Below are 20,658 nucleotides of genomic sequence, written 5' to 3'. Positions count from 1 at the left end.
CTGCGGCGGACTTCACCGGACCGGGGCGCCGACACGCCGCCGGGTATCCTGCGACGGCGAGATTTCCAGTGGTACCAAAGAGGAGTCCGGCCCCGGAGCGCATCGGCGCCGGGGACTCGAATACCTGAGCGGAAGGCGGCTGAGCATGGAGTGCGCGTTCTGCACGAGCGGCATCGACCACTGTCACGGCACCCTGGTGGTCCACCCGGACCGCGGGTTCGCCGAGTGCACCGATCCGTCCTGCCTCGACCTGGACCGGGTCCGGCACGGCCTGATCATCGACTGTCACACCCTCGACGCCGGGTGCGCCTGCACCGGAGCGGAGAAATCCCTGCTGCGGCAGGCTTCCTGAGCTCCGGCGGCGCCCCGGCCGCCACGGAGCGCGGCCGGGGCGGCTTTACCCGATCGGGTACCTGGCCGTGTACAAGCTGCTTGGCGATGTGCTAACACTACCGGGGGTCCTTCGGCTCTCCCTCCCCCTCGGAGCCGGAGGACCCCTTTCTCGCCGCAGCGTCCGGCGAAGCGGTCAGTAGCGGTAGTGGTCCAGTTTGTACGGCCCGTCCACGTCGACGCCGATGTACTCCGCCTGTTCCTTGCTCAGCTTGGTCAGCCGGACGCCGAGCGCGTCCAGGTGCAGCCGCGCGACCTTCTCGTCGAGGTGCTTCGGCAGCCGGTACACGTCGTTCGCGTAGTCGCCCGGCTTGCCGAACAGTTCGATCTGGGCGAGGACCTGGTTCGCGAACGACGCGGACATGACGAACGACGGATGCCCGGTCGCGTTGCCGAGGTTCATCAGCCTGCCCTCGGACAGCACGATGATGGCGTGCCCGTCCGGGAACCGCCACGTGTGCACCTGCGGTTTGACCTCGGTCTTGACGATGCCCGGGATCTTCGCCAGCCCGGCCATGTCGATCTCGTTGTCGAAGTGGCCGACGTTCGCGACGATCGCCTGGTGCTTCATCCGGGCCATCTGCGCGGCGGAGATGATGCCGAAGTTGCCCGTGGTGGTGAGGAAAATGTCGGCGCGCTCCACGACGTCGTCGAGTTCGACCACGTCGAGCCCGTCCATCGCGGCCTGCAGCGCGCAGATCGGGTCGATCTCGGTCACCACGACGCGCGCGCCCTGCCCGCGCAGCGCCTCGACCGCGCCCTTGCCGACGTCGCCGTACCCGCACACGACGGCGTACTTCCCGCCGATCATCACGTCGGTGCCGCGGTTGAGGCCGTCCGGGAGCGAATGGCGGATTCCGTACTTGTTGTCGAACTTCGACTTCGTGACCGAGTCGTTGACGTTCATCGCCGGGAACAGCAGCTCTCCGGTGGCCGCGAGCTGGTAAAGCCGGTTCACGCCCGCCGTGGTCTCCTCGGTGACCCCGCGCATCGCCCCGGCGATCCGGGTGAACCGCTGCGGGTCCTCGGCCAGGCTCGCCGCGAGAGTGCGCAGCAGGATCCGGTAGTCCTCCGGGTCGTCCTCGTGCGCGGCGGGCACCGCGCCCGCCTTCTCGAACTCGGCTCCCTTGTGGACGAGCAGGGTCGCGTCGCCGCCGTCGTCCAGGATCATGTTCGGCAGTTCGCCGCCGGGGAAACGGAACAGCTGGTCGGTGCACCACCAGTATTCGTCGAGGGTTTCGCCCTTCCACGCGAATACCGCGGTGCCCTCGGGACGCTCCGGCGTTCCGTCCGGGCCGACGACGACCGCCGCGGCCGCCTCGTCCTGGGTCGAGAAGATGTTGCAGGACACCCAGCGCACCTCGGCGCCGAGCGCGACGAGCGTTTCGATCAGCACCGCGGTCTGCACGGTCATGTGCAGCGAACCCGCGATGCGCGCGCCCTTGAGCGGCTGGGAGTCCGCGAACTCGCGGCGCAGCGCCATCAGGCCGGGCATTTCGTGCTCGGCGAGGTCGAGCTGGATGCGTCCGGCCGCGGCGAGCGACAGGTCGGCGACCGCGAACTCCAAGGCGTCGACGGTACGCAGGGTGGGCGACATTTTTCCGTTCCTTTCGGGGTTTTCGGGCATAACGGGGCACGGGCACGGTGCCGGTGCGCGAAAAGGCAGGCGCGCGCGGTGCGGATCAGGCCAGAATGGCGGGCATGGCAGAACGCGCGTTGAGTTTCGGGGCGGTGGCGGAGGAGTACGAGCGGTACCGTCCGGGATATCCCGCCGAGCTAGCGGAAAAAGTGCTGGACTACGCGGGTGCGCCGGTGGCCGACGCCCTCGAAATCGGGGCGGGGACGGGGAAAGCGACCCGGCTGTTCGCGGGACGGGGGATCGCGGTCACCGCGACCGACCCGGATCCGGCGATGCTCGCCGAACTGCGCAAGCACCTGCCTCCCGGCGTCGGGACCCGCCGCGGCGCGCTGGAAGACCTGCGGCCGGACCGGCAGTACGGACTGGTGTACTCGGCCGCCGCGCTGCACTGGACGGACCCGGCGGGCCGGTGGCCGCGCATCGCCGCCCTGCTCGCGCCGGGCGGGGTCTTCGCGTCCTTCGGCGGACCGTTCGGACCGGCGGATCCCGTTGTGCGGAAAGCGATCGACGAGGCTCAAGCGCCGTTTCTGGAGAGCGCGGACCTCCCGTCGCCGGACGGCACGCCGCCGGAGAGCGCACTGCAGTGGCCGGGCACGGAACTCGAGCGGTCCGAGTTGTTCGCCGACGTCCGGCAAGTCGTCGTCCGGCAGCGGATGACGTTGACCGCGGACGAGCTGATCGGCCTGCTGTCCACGGTTTCGGCGTACCGGGTGCTGCCGGATCCGGTGCGGGAGCAGGTTTTCCCGCGGATCCGGCAGGTGCTTCCGGAGACGGTCGAAATGATCGCCGACCACACGGCCCATCTCGCGCGACGGTGCTGAGCCGGCCGGAATCGCCAGTGGCACGCGACACCTCCTGAACCAGGAGGCGCCCTTCGCTCTGAGTCCCGCGGGCCGAGCGTGGCGGGGAAACCCCGTCGCAGCGCCTCTCGGCCCGGAGCCGCGCCCCGGCGGGCGCGTCCGTTCCACCTTGGCAAGCCCGGTCCGGACCTGTCAAGCGCGCGGGAACTCCGCCCGAACGCCGAGAAGCCGCACCGGTTTGCCGAAGGCGAAGCGGCCCAGCAGGTCTTGCGCCGCCGCGGCGAGCACGGCCGGATCCGAGGACGGTGCGGGGAGCGTCACGCTGTGGGTGTGGGTGAGGAACGGCGCGAATCGCACCTTGACCGCCACCCGCGCCGCAGGACGTCCCTCGTCGGCGACGTCCTGCGCGACGCGTCGGGCGAGGGCCGCGGTCTCGCTCGCGATGGCGTCGGGGTCGGTGAGGTCTTGCTGGAATGTCGTTTCCCTGCTTCGGGAACGCGCGACGTACGGAGTCGCGCTCACCTCGGCGTCGCCGATTCCGCCTGCCAGCAGGCGATACCACGGCCCCAGCTTCGGCCCGAACCGCGCGGCGAGCGCGTCCGGGTCGGCCGCGGCGAGGCCGAGAATGGTGGAGTACCCGGCCTCGGCGAGTTTCTTCGCGGTTTTCCGGCCGATTCCCCACAGCGCGTCGGTGGGCCTTTCCGCCATGACGTCCCACCAGTTTTCCTGGGTGAGCCGGTAAATTCCGGCCGGTTTCGCGAAACCGGTGGCGAGTTTGGCGCGGAGCTTGTTGTCGCCGATTCCGACCGACGACGAGAGCCCGGTTTCCTCCTCGACGCCGCGCCGGATTTCCGCGGCGAGCGCTTCGGGATCGCCGGCGGTCGCGCCGAGGAAGGCTTCGTCCCAGCCGAGCACCTCGACGACCACCGGGAATTCCCGCAGCCGGGCCATGACGCGGTCGGAGACCTCCTGGTAGGCCGGGGCGTCGACGGGGAGGAGGACGGCGTCCGGGCAGCGTTTGACGGCCAGCCGCAGCGGTATCCCGGAATCGACGCCGAACTCGCGCGCCTCGTAGGACGCGGTCGCCACGACGGCGCGCTCGGCCGGATCGCCGTTCCCGCCGACGATCACCGGCCGCCCCCGCAGCTCCGGCCGCCGCGCCACCTCGACGGCGGCGATGAACTGGTCGAGATCGACGTGCAGCACCCAGTCGGACACCGGACCAGTGTGCGGTGCGCGGGGCGGGCGGCGCATCCGGAGGGCGCTGGGCTCGTGAGCGGCGATCCCGGTTCTAACCGGGATCGCCGCTCACGAGCCGGTCACCCGCGGCAGCGGGCGACGTGCGCCGCCACCCCGCCCGCCGCGGCGAACAGGGCGCACACGGTGAGCGCGGGGCTCGACCCGGCGATGCCGGCGACGAGGAGGCCGCACGCGGCGACGTCCAGCAGGATCGCGAAGGCGGTCAGCAGCGCGGCGGAGCGGGCCGGTTTGCCGCGGCGCAGGGCGGCGGCCAGTTCCGGGTCGCTGGTTTCGAACCAGCGCTCGATCTTGTCCAGCTCGACGCGTTCGTGGTGACTGAGCATGGAGGTCTCCTTCGGCGGCCCGCGTGCCGTCTCGGAGGAAGTACCCGGCCCGTCGCCTGGTGAACCGCGTCACCCTCGATTCACCCGACTGCCCGAACCCCGCGCGAAACCGGGCGTTTCCGGTCACGGTGCGCTGTCGGCCGGACCGTCCACAAAGGTCTCCACAAAGGTCACGGAGCGCAAGCGGGCTCCGGTCCGGAATAACCCTCCCGGGACGAATCGTCGATGCCGACCTCGCACGGGATCGACGGATCCACGCGGTTGCCTTCGACGCGCGCGCCGGTGGAGCGGATCGCCAAGCCGATCGCGTGGTCCGGGCCCGCCGCGAAGGTGTTGCCGGTGATGGCGGCCTGCTGGACGTCCTCGAACATCAGCGTCTGCGAGGCGACGAGTGTTTCGCAGAAATTGTCCTTGACCAGGAAATCGGTGGTGTGGCCCTTTCCGTCGCCCTCGCCGTCGTTCGGGCCTTCCGCCATCAGGCACATGTTGTCGATTTTCTCGCAGCGGTTTCCTTCGATCCGGACGTGGTTGCTCGGCGGGCTGTCGCTGGAGAACGTCTGCATGCAGTCGGCGTGCGCGCCGTCGCGGTTCGACGTCTGGCTGATCGTGTTGTGCTCGATGGCGATGTAGTCGCCGAAGAACCGGATGCCGTCGCCGTCCCCGCCTTGCGGGGCGGTGATCCTGGTGTTCTTCAGCGTGACGTGGTTGCCGCGGATTTCGACGCCGGGCGCGGACGGTCTTTCGAGGGTGAATCCGTCGACGACGACCCAGTCGGCGTCGACGTCGATGCCGGGGACCGATCTCCCGCCGCCGGAATACACCCGCGGGTGGTCCGGGGTGCCGCCGGCGGTGATGTGCAGCCGGGAACCGGCGTGCGCGGGCGGAGCGAAGGCGACGGCCAGTACCGCGGCGGCGGCCAGGACGAGGGTGCGCATGGGTCTCCTCTTTTTCGCTCGGACGGGGGACGCGGCGAAGATAGGGCCGGACGGCGGGAGGGGTCCCGGGCCGCTTTCTGCGGACGTGCGCGATGCAGTATCGTTACTGCGAGTTACCTCACAGGGGTCGGACCACGCCGAGGGGAGCGTCGGTGCACGCGGACCAGCTCATCGCGGACCGGTACCGGCTGCTGGAGCGCGTCGGCAGCGGCGGCATGGGCGTCGTCTGGCGGGCGCACGACGACCGGCTCGGCCGGGAGGTGGCGCTCAAGCAGGCCCGGCTGTCCGACGTGGTGAGCGGGCGGACGCTGCGCCGCGAGGCCCGGCTGGCGGCCGGCGTGCTGCACCCGAACGTGGTCACCTTCTTCGACGTCGCCGCCGACGGGGACGAGCTGTGGCTGGTGATGGAGTACGTCCCCTCGCGCAGCCTCGCCGAAATCCTCGCCGCGGAAGGAAGACTGCCCGCGCGGACGGTCGCCGAGATCGGCGTGCAGATCGCGGCTGCGCTCGGCGCGGTGCACGGGCACGGCATCGTGCACCGCGACGTCAAGCCGGGCAACGTCCTGATCGCCTCGGACGGCCGTGCGAAGCTCACCGATTTCGGCATCTCCCGTTCGGTCCGCACGGACGAGACGGTCACCGATTCGCCGCTCATCGGCGGCACGCCGGACTACCTCGCCCCGGAGGTCGCGCAAGGGCATCCGCCCACCGCGGCGTCGGATGTCTTTTCCCTGGGGGCAACGCTCTTCGCCGCGGTCGAGGGCACGCCGCCGTTCTCCGGCGGGAACGAGTACGCCACCATCCGCCGGGTCGCCGAGGGCGCGGTGCCGCGCGCGCGGCACGCGGACGGTCTCGCGCCGACGCTGGAACTGCTGATGCGGCGCGACCCCGCGGAACGGCCGGCCGCGGTGTCGGCGGGCGAACTGCTGGCCGAGGGGATCGACGCGCTGCCGGTCGCCGTTCCGCCGCGGCCGCGCGGCCGGCGGGGGCTGCTGATCGCCGGGGTGGCGGTCGCGGCGGTCGCGGTCGTGGTCGCCACGTACTTCGCGACCCGTCCGGCCAAGACCGACGCGAGCCCGCCGGTCGCCCCGGTGGCGCAGGCGAAGCTCGGCATCGGTCCCGATCCGCGGGCCGCCGACCCGTGCCGGCTGGTCGACCCGGCCCCGCTGAAACCGTTCGGCGACCCGGAGGCCGTCCCGGATTACGGGAACTTCAACCGCTGCGACGTGATCCTGCACCAAGGCGACCGCCAAGCGGACGTCCTGGTGGAGCTGAACGACCCGCCCGGTTCGGCGATGGAGGGCACGCAGTCGAAGTCCGGGCCGTTCCCGGTTTTCGGCGCCGCGTCGCCGGACAAGTGCGAGCGGACGATCCAGTTGCAGGACCGGTTCGTGGTGCAGGTGACGGCCAAGCAGGACGACGGCTACCACCTCGACCTGTGCCGGGCCGCCGACACCGCGGTCGCCTCGGCGACGAAAGCCATGGCAGCGGCCGGGGTTCCCCGGCGCACGACGGCGTTCCCGGCGGGTTCGCTGGCGAACGTGGACGCGTGCTCCCTGCTGGACTCGCTCTCGGTTTCCTCGGCGGCCGGAGTCGCCGCCCCGGTCCGGATCAGCCGCGGTTTCGGCGGCTGGTGGTGCGACTGGAAGAGCCAGGCGAGCGACCGTTCGGTCACCGTCATGTTCGACCGGGACCAGCCGCCGGACAGCACGACCGGCCAGCTCGTGCAGATCGGCGGGCACGACGCGTATCTCAAAACCGACGAGTTCGCGACGGACACCTGCCAGGCGGTTCTCGTCTACCGTCCCTACACCGACGCGCACGGAGACCCGAGGGTGGAACGCCTTCGGGTCGTGGTGCACGGGACACCGCCCTCGGCGCGGCTGTGCGCGCCGGTGTCCGCATTGGCCGGTTCGCTGGCCGGAAAGCTGCCGAAGACATGACCGCGTTTCCCGGCGGCCCGCCGGAAGAACTGGGCTCGGACCACGGCAGCCTCGCGCACGGCGTCCCGCCTTCCCCGCCGGGCACGATCTTCGCGCTCGCGGTGACCGGCGGCGTGCGGATGCCGCCGCGCGACGGCAGGCAGGTGCTGTTCGGCCGCAACCGCGACGACGTGCACGTGTGTGTCGGCGAGGACGACCGGAAGGTCAGCCGGAAACAGGGATTCCTGGTGCGGCGCCGGGATTCCTGGTGGATCCACAACACCGGGAAACTGCCGATCCGGCTGCCCGGTTCGCGGCTGCTGTTTCCCGAAGAGGAACCGGTGCCGCTGGCCGAGGGCTACACCGCGGCGTTCGTGCGCGGTTCGGCCGGGCGCGAGCACCTGCTGGAGGTGTACGTCGCGGGCGCGGACGGCCGCCGCCCGGATTCGCGGCCGCAGGACGTCACCGAACCGCCGCGGATGTGGCGGCTCACGCCGGACGAACGGCTCGTGCTCGTCTCGCTCGCGCAGCGGTATCTGCTGCAGGACCAGTATCCGCAGCCGCTCGCGTGGCGGCAGGTCGCGGAACAGCTGTCCGAGCTGAAACCGGAGGCGCGCTGGAGCGCCAAGCGCGTCGAACACCTCGTCGGAGCCGTGCGCGCCCGGCTGGCGCGCGCCGGGGTGGCCGGGCTGACCAGGGAAGAGGTCGGCGAACCGGTCGGGAACGCGCTGAACGACAACCTGATCAAGGAACTCCTGCTCTCGACGTCCTTGGTCCCGCCGGACCTGGCGCTGCTCGAACCCGGGGACGATCCGGGAGGGGTCCCGGCCCCTCCTGCTTGACTCGCGGTGCGCGGCGGATCCGGTCCCGCGCCCCCGGCGGGCCGTCGCGGCCGCCCGGCCGGGGTCCGGCAGCGGCTCCGCGGGGGGTGTCCGTGGCAGGGGAGGCGATGCGGACGCTGCCCGCGGGACACCCGAGCCTCGCGCTCGGGTTCGCGTCGCCGCCGGGCACGCTGGCGGTGCTGGGGCGCGCGGGGGGAGTCCTGGTGCCGCCGGCGGCGCGGGGGCCGGTCACGTTCGGGCGGAACACCGCCGAGGTGACGGTGCCGCTCGGCGAGGACGACCGCCGGGTCAGCCGCCGCCACGGCGTGCTGGAGCGGCACGCGGGCCGGTGGTGGGTGCGGGCGACCGGCAAGGTTCCGCTGCGGCTGCCGCGGTCGCGGCTGGTGTTCGCCGGGGCCGCGCCGGTTCCGCTGCCGCCCGGCTATCTCCCGGTGTACGCGCGCGGTTCGGGGGACCGCGAGCACGTGCTGGAGATCCGGATCGCCGACGGGACGCCGCCGCCGGTCCCGGCCGGGCGGCTGCGGCCGGACGAACGGCTCGTGCTGGCGATGGTCGCGCGCGCGTTCCTGCGGCAGGAGGAACGACCGCGTCCGGTGCCGGTTTCGCTGGCCGCGCACCGGTTGTCGACGCTCGATCCGGACGGCGGATGGACCGCGGAAGCGGTGGCGCGGGTGCTGGATGCGGTGCGGTACCGGTTCCGGCCGGGGTCGCCGGACGAGGACCTGGTGGCGGCGCTCGTTTCGGCGGCGGTGCTGGTGCCCCCGGATCTGGCGTTGCTGTCGCCGGAGCTGCCGCCGGTGGAAGAGGAAGGGGGGATGCCGTCCACGTGGGGGAGCTAGGTCGCCTCTAACAGGCGTTATCCCTGCCGGAACGGGCGGAAGAAGTCGCGCAGTTCCCGCGCGTACAGCTCCGGCTCCTCGAACGGCGCGAAGTGCCCGCCGCGTTCCGGTTCGGTGACGCGGACGGTGTTGGCCACCCGGTCGATCCACGCGCGCGGCGCGCGGACGAGATCGGCCGGGAACAGCGAGAAACCGGACGGCACTTCGACCCGCCGGGCATGCTGTTCCGGCGGGATCGCGCCGTTGGCCCGGTACATCCGCATGGCTGAGCCGATGGTGCCGGTGAGCCAGTAGATGGTGACGTTGGCAAGGATCTCGTCTTTGGTGAAAGCGCGTTCGACCTCCCCGCCACAGTCGCTCCACGCGCGAAGCTTTTCCACGATCCACGCGGCCAGCCCGGCAGGCGAATCGGTGAGCCCGACCGCGGCGGTCTGCGGTTTGGTGCGGTGCATCGCGGCATACGCTCCCTCGGCCGCGCCCCAGGCCGCGGCGCCTTGGAGCCATTCGCGTTCTTCGGGCGTCGCGTCGTCCGGGACGAACGCGGGCAGCCCGGCGTCCATCCGGTGCACGGCCACGACCCGGTCCGGGTGGTCGAGGGCGAGGAAGCGGCTGACGCTGCTGCCGATGTCGCCGCCCGCCGCGGCGAAGCGCGGGTAGCCGAGGACGGTCATCAGTTCGGCCCACATCCCGGCGACGGCGACGGAATCGGGCGCCGGGCCGGCGGGGCGGTCGGAATATCCGTAGCCGGGCAGGTCCGGGACGATGACGTCGAAGGCGTCCGCCGGGTCGGCTCCGTGGGCGCCGGGGTCGGCGAGCAGCGGGACGACTTTCGAATAGCGCCAGAACGAATCCGGCCAGCCGTGGGTCAGCACGAGCGGCAGCGCCGGCCCGCTCGGCGCGACCGCGCGGGCGTGCACGAAATGGATCCGGGATCCGCCGATCCGGACGCGGTACCGCGGCAGCCGCGCGAGCGCGGCTTCCTGCTTCGGCCAGTCGAACTCTTCTGCCCAGTAGGCGATCAGTTCGCGCAGGTAGCTCACGTCCGCGCCGAGCGCCCAGCCGTCTTCCGGCGCGTCCGGCCAGCGGGTCGCGCGCAGCCGGGCGCGCAGGTCGGCGAGCTGCGCGGGATCGGTTTCGGCGGCGAACGATTCGGGGCGGTCGGCCATGCCCGCGAGCCTACGTGACCTTGGCCGCACTCCGGGGCCGCGGTTTTGCCGGCGGTTCTGGGTAGGGTCGGAATCATCGAGGGGGAGAGGAGTTGCCCGATGACGACAGTCCCACAGGTGCGCACGCGAGTACGGATCCCGCTGCGGTTCGGCGACGCTCCCGCGGTCGAGTCCGAGGCGGTCACGTTCGCCGGGCTGTCCGACGGGCTCGAGCATCTTGCCTTCGTGCTGGGCAAACCCGGCCCGGTGCCGCTGGTGCGGCTGCATTCGGAATGTCTCACCGGAGACGTCTTCGGATCCGCGCGCTGCGATTGCGGCCCGCAGCTGGCGGAGTCGGTCGCGCGGATTTCCGAGGCAGGCGGGTACCTGCTCTACCTGCGTCAGGAAGGCCGCGGAATCGGGCTGTACAACAAGCTCGACGCCTACGCGCTGCAGGATTCCGGTTTGGACACCTACGCGGCGAATTCCGCGCTCGGCCTGCCCGAGGACGCGCGCGACTACACCGCGGCCGCGCAGATGCTCAGCCTGTTCGGCGTTCAGCAGCTGGATCTGCTGTCGAACAACCCGGACAAGGCGGCCCAGCTGGCGCGGCACGGCCTCGATGTGCGCGAGCGCGTCCGCACCGGGGTTTTCGCGAACGAGAACAACGTGCGGTACCTGCGCGCGAAAGCCGAGCAGACCGGGCACACGCTCGCGTTGCCGTTCGAGGAGTGGCCGGCTAGTTCGGCGGTGTGAGCGCGGAGATCCGGGTGAGGCTGGCGTCGCCTCGTCGCCAGTCCAGGGTGCGGAGGGCCAGGTAGCGGACGGGCTGGGGCAGCGTGACAGAGGCGGTGCGTTTTCGGTCCGGACGGGCGGCTTCGGCGTAGGTGATGCCGTCGGTGCTGGTCTCGACGACGGTGGCGGGCACTCGGCCGGCGGTCCAGGCGAGTTCGACGGTCGCGATCCGCAGTGGTGCGCCCAGGTCCGCCACCAACCGGCCGCCGGGGCCGGGTTGCCATGCTGTCGCCGGGTTGTCGTCGACGGCCGCGTCCGGGCTGGTCATCCCGGGCGGCAGCGGTTCGGCGGGGAAGGTCGCGCACCCGAGTGCGCGGTCGTTCAGCGGGTACGGCCGGGTCTCGGCGAACACGACGGGAACGGTCTGGCGCGGCGGCAGCGCGACTGTGCGCGGACGGCCGCCGGTCGGGGTCACGGTCACGACTGCCGGAAGAAGTCCGGCCGGGGCGGTCAGGTCGACGCGGCTGGCGTCGTGCACTACCGCGCTCAGGCCGGGTGGGACGGCGCTGCCGGACTTGCCGCGCACGGTGAATCGCGGCGGTTCGACCCGGCCTTCGGCGGGGGCGAGTTCGTAGCCGAACGAGCTGCCGGACGTCGTGACTGTCTGCGTGCCTCGGTAGAGGAGAAGCGCGGTGCGATCCTGTGGCAGGGAAGCGGTTCCGGTCGCGGAGCGGTCGGAAAGGTTGGCCAGCACGAGGAAATCGTCGGTGATGCTTACGTGGACTCCGGTCGCGCTGGCGCGGGCGCGCCGGGCGAGTTTCGGCAGGTCCGCGCGGCCGGGGTACAGCTCGGCGAGTAGCGGCGCGGGCGGCCCGGCGGACAGCGTGACGTGGTCGTTCGTGACGGTGAGCGGGTTCGGGCTGGTGACGACGATCCCGGCCCGGCCGTCGATGTCCAGCCAGCCGCCGGTGCTGTGCAGCGCGGGCGTCGGATAGGTCGCGACGGACGTCCAGGCGGCGCCGTCGGGCGACGTTTCGATCCGGTACTTCCGCCCGGCAGCGGCCTCCCAGCTCAGGCGGACCCGATCGACCCGTTGCGGTGCACCGAGATCGACGGCGAGCCAGCTGTCCGCGCGCGGACGGTCCGATGTGGACACTGCCCACCGGGTGGCGGAATCGCCGTCGGCGGCGTACTTCGCCTCCTTGCCCGGCGCGGCCGAGGACGCGGACGCGGTTCCGGCCAGGGCGAGATCGGGGCCGTTGCCGTCATGGACTTCGAACGACCAGAGCGAGTAGCCGTACTGCGGGTCCGGTTGCACGCCAAGCATCCGCACGTGGCGCGCCGTCACCGGCGGGAAGGCCAGGTCGTCGGTGCGCGCGCCGGCCGGCCCGGACTGCGCGGGGAGCGTCACCGATCCCTCGGCAGCGGTGTAGGCGCGATCGCCGTCGAGGCCGGGAACGCCTGGCATGGCCAGGTTGTAGACGTTGAGCACGCCTTCGTCCGGCGCGACGCCGGTGCTGGCGTAAACCGCGGCACCGGTGGGGAGCGTGGCGAGTGCGGCGTACCCGGTGTCGAAGCGCAGGACGCCGAGGGTGCCGTCGAATCCGTCGCGGACCTTGCGGTACGTCGTGGCGCGGCGTTCGCGCACGGCGACGTTCGTGGCGGGCAGCAGCATCGGGTTGGCGCCGCCGAGGACGAACAGCCAGTCGTCGTGGTTCGGCTGCCAGGCGAATTTCACGAACCCGGGTTTGGTGACGGTCGCGGCCCACGCGGCGGGGGAGCGGTGCGCCAGCAGGCCCGGTCCGGTCCCGAAGTCGGCGGCGCGAGCGGCGTGGGCGTCGAATTCTTCCTTGCGCACCGCACTGACCGGGCCTCCGTGCTCGGCGCGCCATTCGTGCAGCAAATAGCTGATGGCGAGTTCGGCGCGGGCTTCCGGTTCGTACTTGGGTTCGCCGGAGAACTTCGTGATCCGGTCGGACGGCGGGTACGCCTGGTACGGCTCCAGCCGCGCGGCCAGCCGGGCCTCGGCGCAGGCGGCGTGGCGGTCGCCGAGCACTTGGGCGCGGAAGGCCAGCGGGAGGACGTCCCGGCCGTAGAGGTGTTCGCGGTCGGCGACCATCGGCATCAGCGGTTCGCCCGCGTCGCTGGTCATCAGGAGCATGGTGCGCCACAGCAGTTCGCCGTTCGGCTGCGCGGTGAGGACCTCGGGCAGCGGCGCGCCGGCGGTGAGGAAGTGCATCGCGTTGCGGCCGGACGTGCGCCAGAGTTCTTCCTGGTAGTGCGGGCCGAACGAGCCGTGGTTCTCGACCAGGAACGTGTCGTGCAGGTTGGTCGCGGTGTTGCCGCTGACCGGTTTGCCGTCGACGAGCCGCGGGTTCGCCAGATCCGCGGCGGGCAGGCCGCCTTCGTTGCGGCTCCAGGAACCGAAGGCCGCGCGCCATTCCGCGGCGCGCGGGTCGTTCGGCGCCCAGGCGAGCGCGGGGGCGAGCGACTGCGCGTAGACGCCCATCTCTTCCAGCTTCGTGTCGCCGACGTAGCCGCCGCGCAGGCCGTTGGGCGTCCAGTCGCCGGAGGCGGGGTCGTCGCCGGTGCCGAGGCTGGTCGTGTAGGCGGCCTGTTCGGTGGCGATGCGCTCGACGTTCCGTCGCGTCGCCGCGTCGAGGTCTGTCCACAAGAGACGCGCGGCGAGCTGGAAGTAGGACTGGAAAGTGGTGTCGAAGAACAGTTTCCGGCCCCACTCGGCACCGCCGGTGAGCCGGTTCGAGGCGGCGAAGTGCTTGATCGTGGCGAGGGTGTGCGCGCGCAGGGTTTCGCGGTCGACTCCGGCGACGCTCGCGTCGTAACCGTCGCGGGTCAGCAGGAGCGCGTTGCCGAGGACGACCGCGAAGGTGAAGTCGCGGGCCGGGTAGATCCCGGCAGCGGTGTCGAACTGCTGCTCGGCCCAGCGGGTGTGCCGGAGGAGGACCCGCAGGTAGGTCGCGGCGACGGGATCCGGCGCGGGCCGGGACGCCGCCCGCGCTGTTCCCGAGGCCAGGAGGACCACCGCTCCGGCGCCCGCGAAGCCGAGCGCCTGCCGCCGGGTGAACCGGTCCATCCCGCGTCCTCCAGAGCCGTTGACAACCTTGTCAGCGCGGATTCTCTGCGGCGGCCGGGCGGCCGGGCAACCCTCGCGGCCGATCCCGTCCGGTTTCGGACAATGTCGTATAACACCCTATACGTTTCGCCGTTGGGCTTCGGCCCGGCCTGAGGCCGCCGGGAGCGGCGTGCTGAGATGACAACGTGATCACTGGCCCCGGCGGATTCCTGCTTCTCGTGCTGGCCGGGGTCGGGGCCGGGCTGACCGGCGCGACCGCGGGCCTCGCGTCGCTGGTGTCGTACCCGGCGCTGCTCGCCGCCGGGCTGCCGCCGGTCGTCGCCAACATGACCAACACCGTCGCGATGCTGGGCACGACCGCCGGAGCCGCCGTCGGCGCGCGCCCGGAGCTGAAGGGGCAAGGCCGCCGCCTGCTGCCGTTGTGCCTGATCACCACGGCAGGCGGGGCGTGCGGCGGGCTGGTGCTGCTGGTCAGTTCGCCGGACGCGTTCACCGTCGTAGTGCCGTGGCTGATCGGCGGCGCGTCGGTCGTGCTGATGGCCGGTCCGCGGCTGCGGCGGATGGCCGAGCACAGCGAGCACCGCGGAATCGGCCCGCTCACCGGGATCGCGGCCTTCCTGGTCGGGGTGTACGGCGGGTACTTCGGGGCCGCGGCCGGGGTGCTGATGCTCGCGCTGCTGACGACGGTGTGGAGCCAGTCGCTGGCCCGCACGAACGCGGCGAAGAACATCGCGACCGGCACCGCGAACCTGATCGCCGCGCTGGTGTTCGCCTGCACCGGCAAAGTCTTCTGGCCCGCGGCGATCGCGGTGTGCCTCGGTTCGGTAGCGGGCTCGTGGCTGGGCTCGATCCTGGTGCGCTGTCTGCCCGCGACGCCGCTGCGCATCGCGATCGGGCTGGGAGGGCTTTCGCTGGCGGTGGTGCTGGGTTGGCAGGCGTACTCGGGCTGAGCCGGCCCGCTGATCATCGAACCGGCTCAGCCGCCGGCCCGATCCCGTCCGTGCGCTATCTTCCGCCACACCGCCGCAGGCTCTCCCGCACCGGGATTTCGGCGCGGCAGACCCGTTCGGGCTGACGCGGGGCGGCACCTGCGGGCATAGTCGGCGGGGTACCCGAGCAGGAGGACAGATGAGCATTGTCGGCACCCGGGTGGTGCGCGTCGAAGACGAGAAGCTGATCACCGCGGGCGGAACGTACGTCGACGACCTCAAGGAAGAAGCGCTGGAAGGCGCCGTGCACGCGGTGTTCGTGCGCAGCCCGATCGCGCACGCGCGGATCGTCGGCGTCGACGTGGAGGAAGCGCGCACGGCACCGGGCGTGGTCGGGGTCTACACCGCGGCCGATCTGGACCTCGGGCCGGGCAAGGCCGGGCCCGTCGCCGAGCCGTTCCTGGCGAAAGACGTCGTGCGGTACGTCGGCGAGCCGGTCGCGCTGGTGCTCACCGAGGAGCGGTATCAGCTCGCCGACGCCGCCGAACTGGTCGATGTGGACTACGACCCGCTCGACGCGGTCGCGGATTTCGACACCGCGCTCGCCGGCGAGACGCTGGTGTTCCCGGACCACGGCGACAACGTGGTCCACGCGAACGGGCCGGAGGAGTTCGACGATTCGGTGTTCGAGGGCTGCGAAGTCGTCGTCACCGAGGAAATCCTCAACCAGCGCGTGGCGCCGGCCCCGGTCGAGCCGCGCGGGGCGTCCGTCGCGTGGGGCGAGGACGGGCGGGTCACCCTGTGGCTTTCCACGCAGAACGCGCAGATCGGCCGCAGCGTCGTGGCCGGCGGGCTCGGCATCGGCGAGGACCTGGTGCGGGTGATCACGCCGGACGTCGGCGGCGGGTTCGGCGCGAAGATCGGCGCGGATCCGGAAGCGGTCCTGCTCGCCTGGGCGGCGAAGCGGGCCGGGCGCGCGGTGCGGTGGGCCGAATCGCGCAGCGAGAACCTCACCTCGATGACGCACGGCCGCGCGCAGCGCAACACCGTCACCATCGGCGGCAAGCGCGACGGAACCGTGCTGGCGTACCGGCTCGACGTCCTCCAGGACACCGGTGCGTACCCGCGGGCGCTGTTCCTGCCGACGCTCACCGAGATGATGGCCCCCGGCGTCTACCGGTTCCCGGTGGTGCAGACGCGCAGCCGCGGCGTGGTCACCACGACCACGCCGATCGCGGCCTACCGCGGCGCGGGCCGTCCGGAGGCGACGGCGGCGGTCGAGCGCGCGATCGACCTGTTCGCCGCGGAAATCGGCATGGATCCGGCCGACGTCCGGCGGGTCAACTTCATCCGCCCCGAGGAATTCCCTTACCAGACACCGACTGGCGGCTCGTACGACACCGGCGAGTACGCCGCGGCGCTCGACAAGGTGCTCGACGCGGCGGGGTACGCGCAGCTGCGCGAAGAACAGCGGAAGCGCCGCGCCGCCGGGGATCCGGTGGCGCTGGGGCTCGGCATCGCCGCCTACGTGGAGATCACCGGCGGCGACGCGTCGGGCGAGAGCGGCCGGGTCGACGTGCACCCGGACGGTTCGGTCACCGCGTGGACCGGCAGTTCCCCGCACGGGCAAGGGCTCGGGACGTCGCTCGGGATGCTGCTGTCGGACCAGCTGGGCGTGCCGCTGGACAAGATCACCGTCCGGCACGGCGACACCGACGAGGTCCCGCGCGCGATCGGCACGTTCGGCTCGCGGTCGCTGCAGCTCGGCGGTTCGGCGATCCGGCGGGCGGCCGAGGAGGTCGTGGCGCAGGCCCGCCAGGTCGCGGCGGAACTGCTCGAAGCCGCGCCGGACGACCTGGAGCTGGACGTCGAACGCGGCGTCTGGCAGGTCCGCGGCGCGCCGTCCAGCACGACGCTCGACTGGGCGCGCGTCGCCGCCGAGGCGGACGGGTTCACCGCCGACGTCTGGTTCGGCGACGGCGCGCCGACGTTCCCGTTCGGCGCGCACCTCGCGGTCGTCGAGGTCGACACCGAAACCGGCAAGGTCGAGGTCCGCCGCCTCGTGGCGCTCGACGACGCGGGCCCGATCGTGAACCCGCTGACCTTCCGCGGCCAGCGGCACGGCGGGCTCGGCCAGGGCATCGCGCAGGCGCTGCTCGAGGTGATGAGCTACGACGCGGACGGCAACCCGACGACGGCGACGCTCGCCGACTACTCGTTCGTCACCGCGCCCGAGCTGCCCGATTTCGAACTGGTGGACATGGAGACGCCGACGACCCGGAACCTGCTGGGGGTCAAGGGGATCGGCGAGGCGGCGACGATCGGGTCGACGCCCGCGGTGCACAACGCGGTGGTGGACGCGCTCGCCCACCTCGGCGTGCGGCACCTGGACATGCCGACCACCCCGCTGCGGGTCTGGACGGCTTTGAACGACGCTAGGAAGGCGAACTGACGTGCGGGTCTCGATCGAGGTGAACGGGAAGACGATCGCGCAGGAGGTGCCCGACCGCACCCTGCTCGTGCACTACCTGCGGGACACCGCGGGCCTCACCGGCACGAACATCGGCTGCGACACCACGTCCTGCGGGGCGTGCACGGTGCTGCTCGACGGCGAATCGGTGAAATCCTGCACGGTGCTGGCCGCGCAGGCGGACGGCCACGAAGTGACCACTGTGGAGGGTCTGGCCTCCGGACCGGGCGCCGACGGCCTGCACCCGGTGCAGCGCGCGTTCCGCGAGCAGCACGGCCTGCAGTGCGGGTTCTGCACGCCCGGCATGATGATGGCGACGGTGTCGCTGCTGAAGGAAAACCCGAAGCCGACCCGCGACGAGGCCCGCGCCGCGCTGGAGGGCAACCTCTGCCGCTGCACCGGCTACCACAACATCGTCAGCGCCGTGATCGACGCGTCCGGGCAGGAGGTGGCGCAGTGATCCCGGCCGGATTCGCCTACCGGCGCGCGTCCACTGTGGACGAAGCGCTCGCGCTGCTCGCCGAGCACGGGGAAGACGCGAAGCTGCTCGCGGGCGGGCATTCGCTGCTGCCGCTGATGAAACTCCGGTTCGCCGCGCCGGAGGTCGTGGTGGACATCGCGCCGCTGCGAGAGCTGAAGTTCGTCCGCGCCGACGGCGACGAGGTGGTGATCGGGGCGCTGTCCCGGTACCACGATCTCGAGCACGACCCGGTGCTCGCCGAGCACGCGCCGCTGATCGCGCACGTGTCCGGTTCGGTCGGCGACCCGCAGGTGCGCCATCGCGGGACGATCGGCGGGTCGCTGGCGCACGCCGACTCGGCGGCCGACCTGCCCGCGGCGGTGCTCGCGGCGGACGGCACGCTCGTCGCGCGCGGACCGCGGGGGGAGCGGCGGATCCCGGCCGCGGAGTTCTTCCTCGGGCCGTTCACCACGCCGCTGGAGCCGGACGAACTGCTCACCGAGATCCGGCTGCCGAGCCAGGCCGGGCTGGGCTGGGGGTTCGAGAAGTTCACCCGCCGGGCCATCGACTGGGCGATCGTCGGCGTCGCGGTGACCGGGCGTTCGGTCGGCCTGGTCAACATGGGCGGCACGCCGCTGCGGGCGTCGGCGACCGAACGCGCGCTGGCCGGCGGGGCGACCGCGGCGGAGGCGGCGAAACTGGCCGCGGAGGACACTTCGCCGCCGGAAGAACCGCACGCCACGGCCGAGTACCGCCGTCACCTCGCCCGGGTTCTCACCGGCCGCGCCCTCGCCGCCGCAGGCGTCGCCTAGCTGTCGGTGAAGGGCTCCTTGAGGGAATCTGATTCCTTCAAGGAGCCCTTCACGGCTTGTCCGGGGGCGGGAAAGCAACGGCCGATTTCCGCCAGCGGCGCACCGGCGGCGATGGCCAGACTGAGCGGTGTGAACACGACTTTTCCCACCCACACTGCGATCGAGCCCGGCATCCTCTACTTCGGCACGCCGGTGGCGCTCGTCTCGACGTCCAATGAGGACGGTTCGGCCAACCTGGCCCCGATGTCGTCGGCGTTCTGGCTCGGCTGGCGGGCGATGCTCGGCCTCGGCGCCCGTTCGAAGACCACGCTCAATCTCCTGCGCACGCGCGAATGCGTGCTGAACCTCCCGTCGTCGGCGATGGCCGCCGCGGTGGACCGGCTGGCGCTGACCACCGGGTCCGATCCGGTGCCGCCGCGCAAGGAAGAGCGCGGCTACTTCCACGTCGCGGACAAGTTCGGCCGCGCGGGGCTCACGCCGGCGCCGTCCGAGACGGTCGCGCCGCCTCGGGTCGCCGAGTGCCCGGTCGCGATGGAAGCGGTGCTGGAATCGGTGCACCCGTTCGCCGAGGACGACGAAGCGCAGCGCGGCGGCGTCGTCGGGCTGGAAGTGCGCGTGCAGCGGGTGTTCGTGCACGACGACATCCGGATGCCGGGCGCCGGCGACCGCATCGATCCCGACGCGTGGCGGCCGCTGATCATGAGCTTCCAGAAGCTGTACGGGCTCGGCCCGCAGGTGCACGAATCGACGCTCGCGCGCATCCCGGAACGGATGTACCGCTCACCGGACATCGAACGGGCGCGCGCCGTCTCCTGAGCCCCAGTCCACTGTGGAGCGACGAACCGGCTAAACGACGGCGAAGGGCAGGAGAACAACTCGGTAAAACCGGGCACCGCAACGGGCCGCCGCGATCCGCGGCGGTCTTTTGTCAGTTTTCTCGCACCCAGGAATTTCCGCCGCCGCGGGGCCGCGCGTCAAGCGGCGCGCGCGGCGAAACCGCAGGTCGTGTCTCTTCGGACACGGCCCTCGGTACATTGGGGCAGCAGTCCCCGTGGTGATCACCGGCCCCTGCCGGACTGATAGTCTTTCCCCATTGCGAATCCCAGGCACGGCAACGCAATTCGGCGTCACTCACAAGGGTGCCGAAGCGGCCGTGCCCGACCCGGCTGTGGGAAGGATGCCCTCGGGATGGCGGACAGGTTCGAGTTCGTTCTCGACGTCGTCGAAGCGTTGGTGATCGGGGAGGCGACCGGCGGGAACATCCGCCAGTTCCCGCTGCGGATCGGTTCCGTGCCCGCGGAACCCGACCGGTACGTCCAGGTCGCGAAGGTCGTCAACGACGCGATCGAGGCGCGCAGGCTGTCGGTCGGCGACGAGCTGAGCCCGTACGTGCGCACTGCCTTCGAGCTGCTCGCGAAGCCGCGGGTGTCGGTCGCGGTCAGCGGGATCGACGGCCTCGGCGCGGACATCGCGGTGGTCGCGCTCACCGACGGCAGGCAGGCGCTCGGGATCACCCAGGACCCGAAGACCGACGAACTGCTGTTCTCGCTCTTCGACGACGAGGAGCTCGTCGAGGTGGTCGCGGGCGTGCTGCCCCGGGCCCGCCCGGCCAGCACCGGCGCGCACACGATCCGCCAGGCGGCCTCGCAGGAGGTGTCCGCGATGACCGCGCGCCGGCGGGCCGAGGCGGCCGAGGACGAGGAAGAGACCGACGCGTTCGGGATGATCGAGGTCAGCGGGCGCGTGCAGCCGCGCCGCCCGGACCCGCGGGTCTCCCGCCCCGCCCCCGGCGGGGTCGAGGTGCTCGAACGCGTGCTGGCGCAGCCGCGGCTCGGCGGCGGGCACATCGCGGTGAGCGGCTGGGGCCGCCACGGCGAGCGGCGCGGCGGCGACCCGATCGGGTGGCTCGACACCGCCGACGGCCGCTACCTGATCAAGTCGGCCGTCAGCGAGGCGGGCGACCTGACCGCGGAGTACGTGCCCGCCGGGCCCCGCGAGCTCAAGCGCGCCGTGCAGCAGGCGGTTTCCGAGGTTTACTGATCATTCCACTGCAAGCGGCGACA

18 protein-coding genes and 1 riboswitch are annotated in these 20,658 nt (G+C 71.9%); of the genes, 12 read left to right on the top strand and 6 right to left on the bottom strand.

Features of this window, described 5'->3' with window-relative positions; translation table 11 throughout:
* The first annotated feature begins 145 nt into the window (after positions 1-145).
* Positions 146-352, top strand: coding sequence for a hypothetical protein (locus L3Q65_RS16310; protein ID WP_101440497.1), 207 nt, complete (start codon positions 146-148; stop codon positions 350-352).
* A gap of 174 nt (positions 353-526) precedes the next feature.
* On the opposite strand, the gene ahcY is transcribed toward L3Q65_RS16310, so the two are convergent.
* Positions 527-1,987 carry an adenosylhomocysteinase gene (ahcY, locus tag L3Q65_RS16305; protein WP_182888812.1) on the bottom strand — a complete coding sequence of 487 codons (1,461 nt, stop codon included), beginning with the start codon at positions 1,985-1,987 and terminating at the stop codon, positions 527-529.
* Positions 1,988-2,091: 104 nt separating this feature from the next.
* Here ahcY and L3Q65_RS16300 point away from each other — a divergent pair, with 104 nt between their 5' ends.
* Positions 2,092-2,850: a trans-aconitate 2-methyltransferase gene (locus L3Q65_RS16300; RefSeq protein ID WP_237600166.1), complete on the top strand. Its 759-nt coding sequence runs from the start codon at positions 2,092-2,094 to the stop codon at positions 2,848-2,850.
* 37 nt (positions 2,851-2,887) lie between these two features.
* Positions 2,888-2,965: riboswitch (S-adenosyl-L-homocysteine riboswitch) on the bottom strand.
* Positions 2,966-3,021: 56 nt separating this feature from the next.
* On the opposite strand, the gene L3Q65_RS16295 is transcribed toward L3Q65_RS16300, so the two are convergent.
* From L3Q65_RS16295 to L3Q65_RS16285, 3 genes are all read right to left on the bottom strand, one after another.
* Positions 3,022-4,083 (bottom strand): DNA polymerase IV, encoded by a 1,062-nt coding sequence (locus tag L3Q65_RS16295; protein ID WP_237600165.1) that lies wholly within the window; start codon positions 4,081-4,083, stop codon positions 3,022-3,024.
* Between the two features lie 65 nt (positions 4,084-4,148).
* Positions 4,149-4,412, bottom strand: coding sequence for a DUF3040 domain-containing protein (locus L3Q65_RS16290; RefSeq protein WP_182888815.1), 264 nt, complete (start codon positions 4,410-4,412; stop codon positions 4,149-4,151).
* 170 nt (positions 4,413-4,582) lie between these two features.
* Positions 4,583-5,347 (bottom strand): right-handed parallel beta-helix repeat-containing protein, encoded by a 765-nt coding sequence (locus L3Q65_RS16285; RefSeq protein WP_237600164.1) that lies wholly within the window; start codon positions 5,345-5,347, stop codon positions 4,583-4,585.
* Positions 5,348-5,499: 152 nt separating this feature from the next.
* Between L3Q65_RS16285 and L3Q65_RS16280 the strand changes: the two genes are divergently transcribed.
* From L3Q65_RS16280 to L3Q65_RS16270, 3 genes are all read left to right on the top strand, one after another.
* Positions 5,500-7,290, top strand: coding sequence for a serine/threonine-protein kinase (locus L3Q65_RS16280; RefSeq protein ID WP_237600163.1), 1,791 nt, complete (start codon positions 5,500-5,502; stop codon positions 7,288-7,290).
* Positions 7,287-8,111 carry an FHA domain-containing protein gene (locus L3Q65_RS16275; protein ID WP_182888818.1) on the top strand — a complete coding sequence of 275 codons (825 nt, stop codon included), beginning with the start codon at positions 7,287-7,289 and terminating at the stop codon, positions 8,109-8,111. The genes L3Q65_RS16280 and L3Q65_RS16275 overlap by 4 nt, the downstream gene beginning before the upstream one ends.
* Before the next feature lie 107 nt (positions 8,112-8,218).
* Entirely contained in the window at positions 8,219-8,950 is a 732-nt protein-coding gene (locus tag L3Q65_RS16270) for an FHA domain-containing protein (protein WP_182888819.1), read from the top strand.
* A 17-nt stretch (positions 8,951-8,967) separates the two neighbouring features.
* Here the strand turns inward: L3Q65_RS16270 and L3Q65_RS16265 are convergent, their stop codons facing one another.
* Positions 8,968-10,116, bottom strand: a complete 1,149-nt coding sequence (locus tag L3Q65_RS16265) for an epoxide hydrolase family protein (protein ID WP_182888820.1) — start codon at positions 10,114-10,116, stop codon at positions 8,968-8,970.
* A gap of 99 nt (positions 10,117-10,215) precedes the next feature.
* Between L3Q65_RS16265 and ribA the strand changes: the two genes are divergently transcribed.
* On the top strand, positions 10,216-10,851 hold the full coding sequence (gene ribA / locus L3Q65_RS16260; RefSeq protein ID WP_182888821.1) for a GTP cyclohydrolase II: 636 nt from the start codon (positions 10,216-10,218) through the stop codon (positions 10,849-10,851).
* Here ribA and L3Q65_RS16255 read toward each other — a convergent pair.
* Positions 10,835-13,924 (bottom strand): discoidin domain-containing protein, encoded by a 3,090-nt coding sequence (locus tag L3Q65_RS16255; RefSeq protein WP_237600162.1) that lies wholly within the window; start codon positions 13,922-13,924, stop codon positions 10,835-10,837. The genes ribA and L3Q65_RS16255 overlap by 17 nt on opposite strands.
* 185 nt (positions 13,925-14,109) lie before the next feature.
* Between L3Q65_RS16255 and L3Q65_RS16250 the strand changes: the two genes are divergently transcribed.
* The 6 genes from L3Q65_RS16250 to L3Q65_RS16225 all read left to right on the top strand — a co-directional run bounded on the left by L3Q65_RS16250 (position 14,110) and on the right by L3Q65_RS16225 (position 20,635).
* A complete protein-coding gene (locus L3Q65_RS16250) occupies positions 14,110-14,874 on the top strand; it encodes a sulfite exporter TauE/SafE family protein (protein WP_237600161.1) in 765 nt (254 codons plus the stop codon).
* A gap of 178 nt (positions 14,875-15,052) precedes the next feature.
* On the top strand, positions 15,053-17,305 hold the full coding sequence (locus tag L3Q65_RS16245; RefSeq protein WP_237600160.1) for a xanthine dehydrogenase family protein molybdopterin-binding subunit: 2,253 nt from the start codon (positions 15,053-15,055) through the stop codon (positions 17,303-17,305).
* 1 nt (position 17,306) lies between these two features.
* On the top strand, positions 17,307-17,783 hold the full coding sequence (locus L3Q65_RS16240) for a (2Fe-2S)-binding protein (RefSeq protein ID WP_182888825.1): 477 nt from the start codon (positions 17,307-17,309) through the stop codon (positions 17,781-17,783).
* Positions 17,780-18,595, top strand: a complete 816-nt coding sequence (locus L3Q65_RS16235; RefSeq protein ID WP_182888826.1) for a xanthine dehydrogenase family protein subunit M — start codon at positions 17,780-17,782, stop codon at positions 18,593-18,595. The genes L3Q65_RS16240 and L3Q65_RS16235 overlap by 4 nt, the downstream gene beginning before the upstream one ends.
* Before the next feature lie 129 nt (positions 18,596-18,724).
* Complete coding sequence (locus L3Q65_RS16230; protein ID WP_237600159.1) at positions 18,725-19,411, top strand: flavin reductase family protein; 687 nt, start codon at positions 18,725-18,727, stop codon at positions 19,409-19,411.
* 372 nt (positions 19,412-19,783) lie between these two features.
* The gene (locus tag L3Q65_RS16225) at positions 19,784-20,635 is read left to right on the top strand and encodes an ESX secretion-associated protein EspG (protein ID WP_182888828.1); all 852 of its coding nucleotides are present in this window, start codon (positions 19,784-19,786) and stop codon (positions 20,633-20,635) included.
* Positions 20,636-20,658: the final 23 nt, after the last annotated feature.

Origin of the sequence: Amycolatopsis sp. FU40, from assembly GCF_021903635.1 — a bacterium.
In the GTDB taxonomy this organism is placed as follows: domain Bacteria; phylum Actinomycetota; class Actinomycetes; order Mycobacteriales; family Pseudonocardiaceae; genus Amycolatopsis; species Amycolatopsis dendrobii.
Note: the sequence above shows the minus strand (reverse complement) of the source record. Positions and strands in the feature narration are given on the sequence as shown.

Coding starts and splice junctions, on each gene's coding strand:
- L3Q65_RS16290 (WP_182888815.1), bottom strand. CDS start 4,412: ATGCTCAGTCACCACGAACGCGTCGAGCTGGACAAGATCGAGCGCTGG.
- L3Q65_RS16275 (WP_182888818.1), top strand. CDS start 7,287: ATGACCGCGTTTCCCGGCGGCCCGCCGGAAGAACTGGGCTCGGACCAC.
- L3Q65_RS16245 (WP_237600160.1), top strand. CDS start 15,053: ATGAGCATTGTCGGCACCCGGGTGGTGCGCGTCGAAGACGAGAAGCTG.
- L3Q65_RS16310 (WP_101440497.1), top strand. CDS start 146: ATGGAGTGCGCGTTCTGCACGAGCGGCATCGACCACTGTCACGGCACC.
- L3Q65_RS16225 (WP_182888828.1), top strand. CDS start 19,784: ATGGCGGACAGGTTCGAGTTCGTTCTCGACGTCGTCGAAGCGTTGGTG.
- ahcY (WP_182888812.1), bottom strand. CDS start 1,987: ATGTCGCCCACCCTGCGTACCGTCGACGCCTTGGAGTTCGCGGTCGCC.
- L3Q65_RS16255 (WP_237600162.1), bottom strand. CDS start 13,924: ATGGACCGGTTCACCCGGCGGCAGGCGCTCGGCTTCGCGGGCGCCGGA.
- L3Q65_RS16270 (WP_182888819.1), top strand. CDS start 8,219: ATGCGGACGCTGCCCGCGGGACACCCGAGCCTCGCGCTCGGGTTCGCG.
- L3Q65_RS16265 (WP_182888820.1), bottom strand. CDS start 10,116: ATGGCCGACCGCCCCGAATCGTTCGCCGCCGAAACCGATCCCGCGCAG.
- ribA (WP_182888821.1), top strand. CDS start 10,216: ATGACGACAGTCCCACAGGTGCGCACGCGAGTACGGATCCCGCTGCGG.
- L3Q65_RS16285 (WP_237600164.1), bottom strand. CDS start 5,347: ATGCGCACCCTCGTCCTGGCCGCCGCCGCGGTACTGGCCGTCGCCTTC.
- L3Q65_RS16295 (WP_237600165.1), bottom strand. CDS start 4,083: ATGCGCCGCCCGCCCCGCGCACCGCACACTGGTCCGGTGTCCGACTGG.
- L3Q65_RS16300 (WP_237600166.1), top strand. CDS start 2,092: ATGGCAGAACGCGCGTTGAGTTTCGGGGCGGTGGCGGAGGAGTACGAG.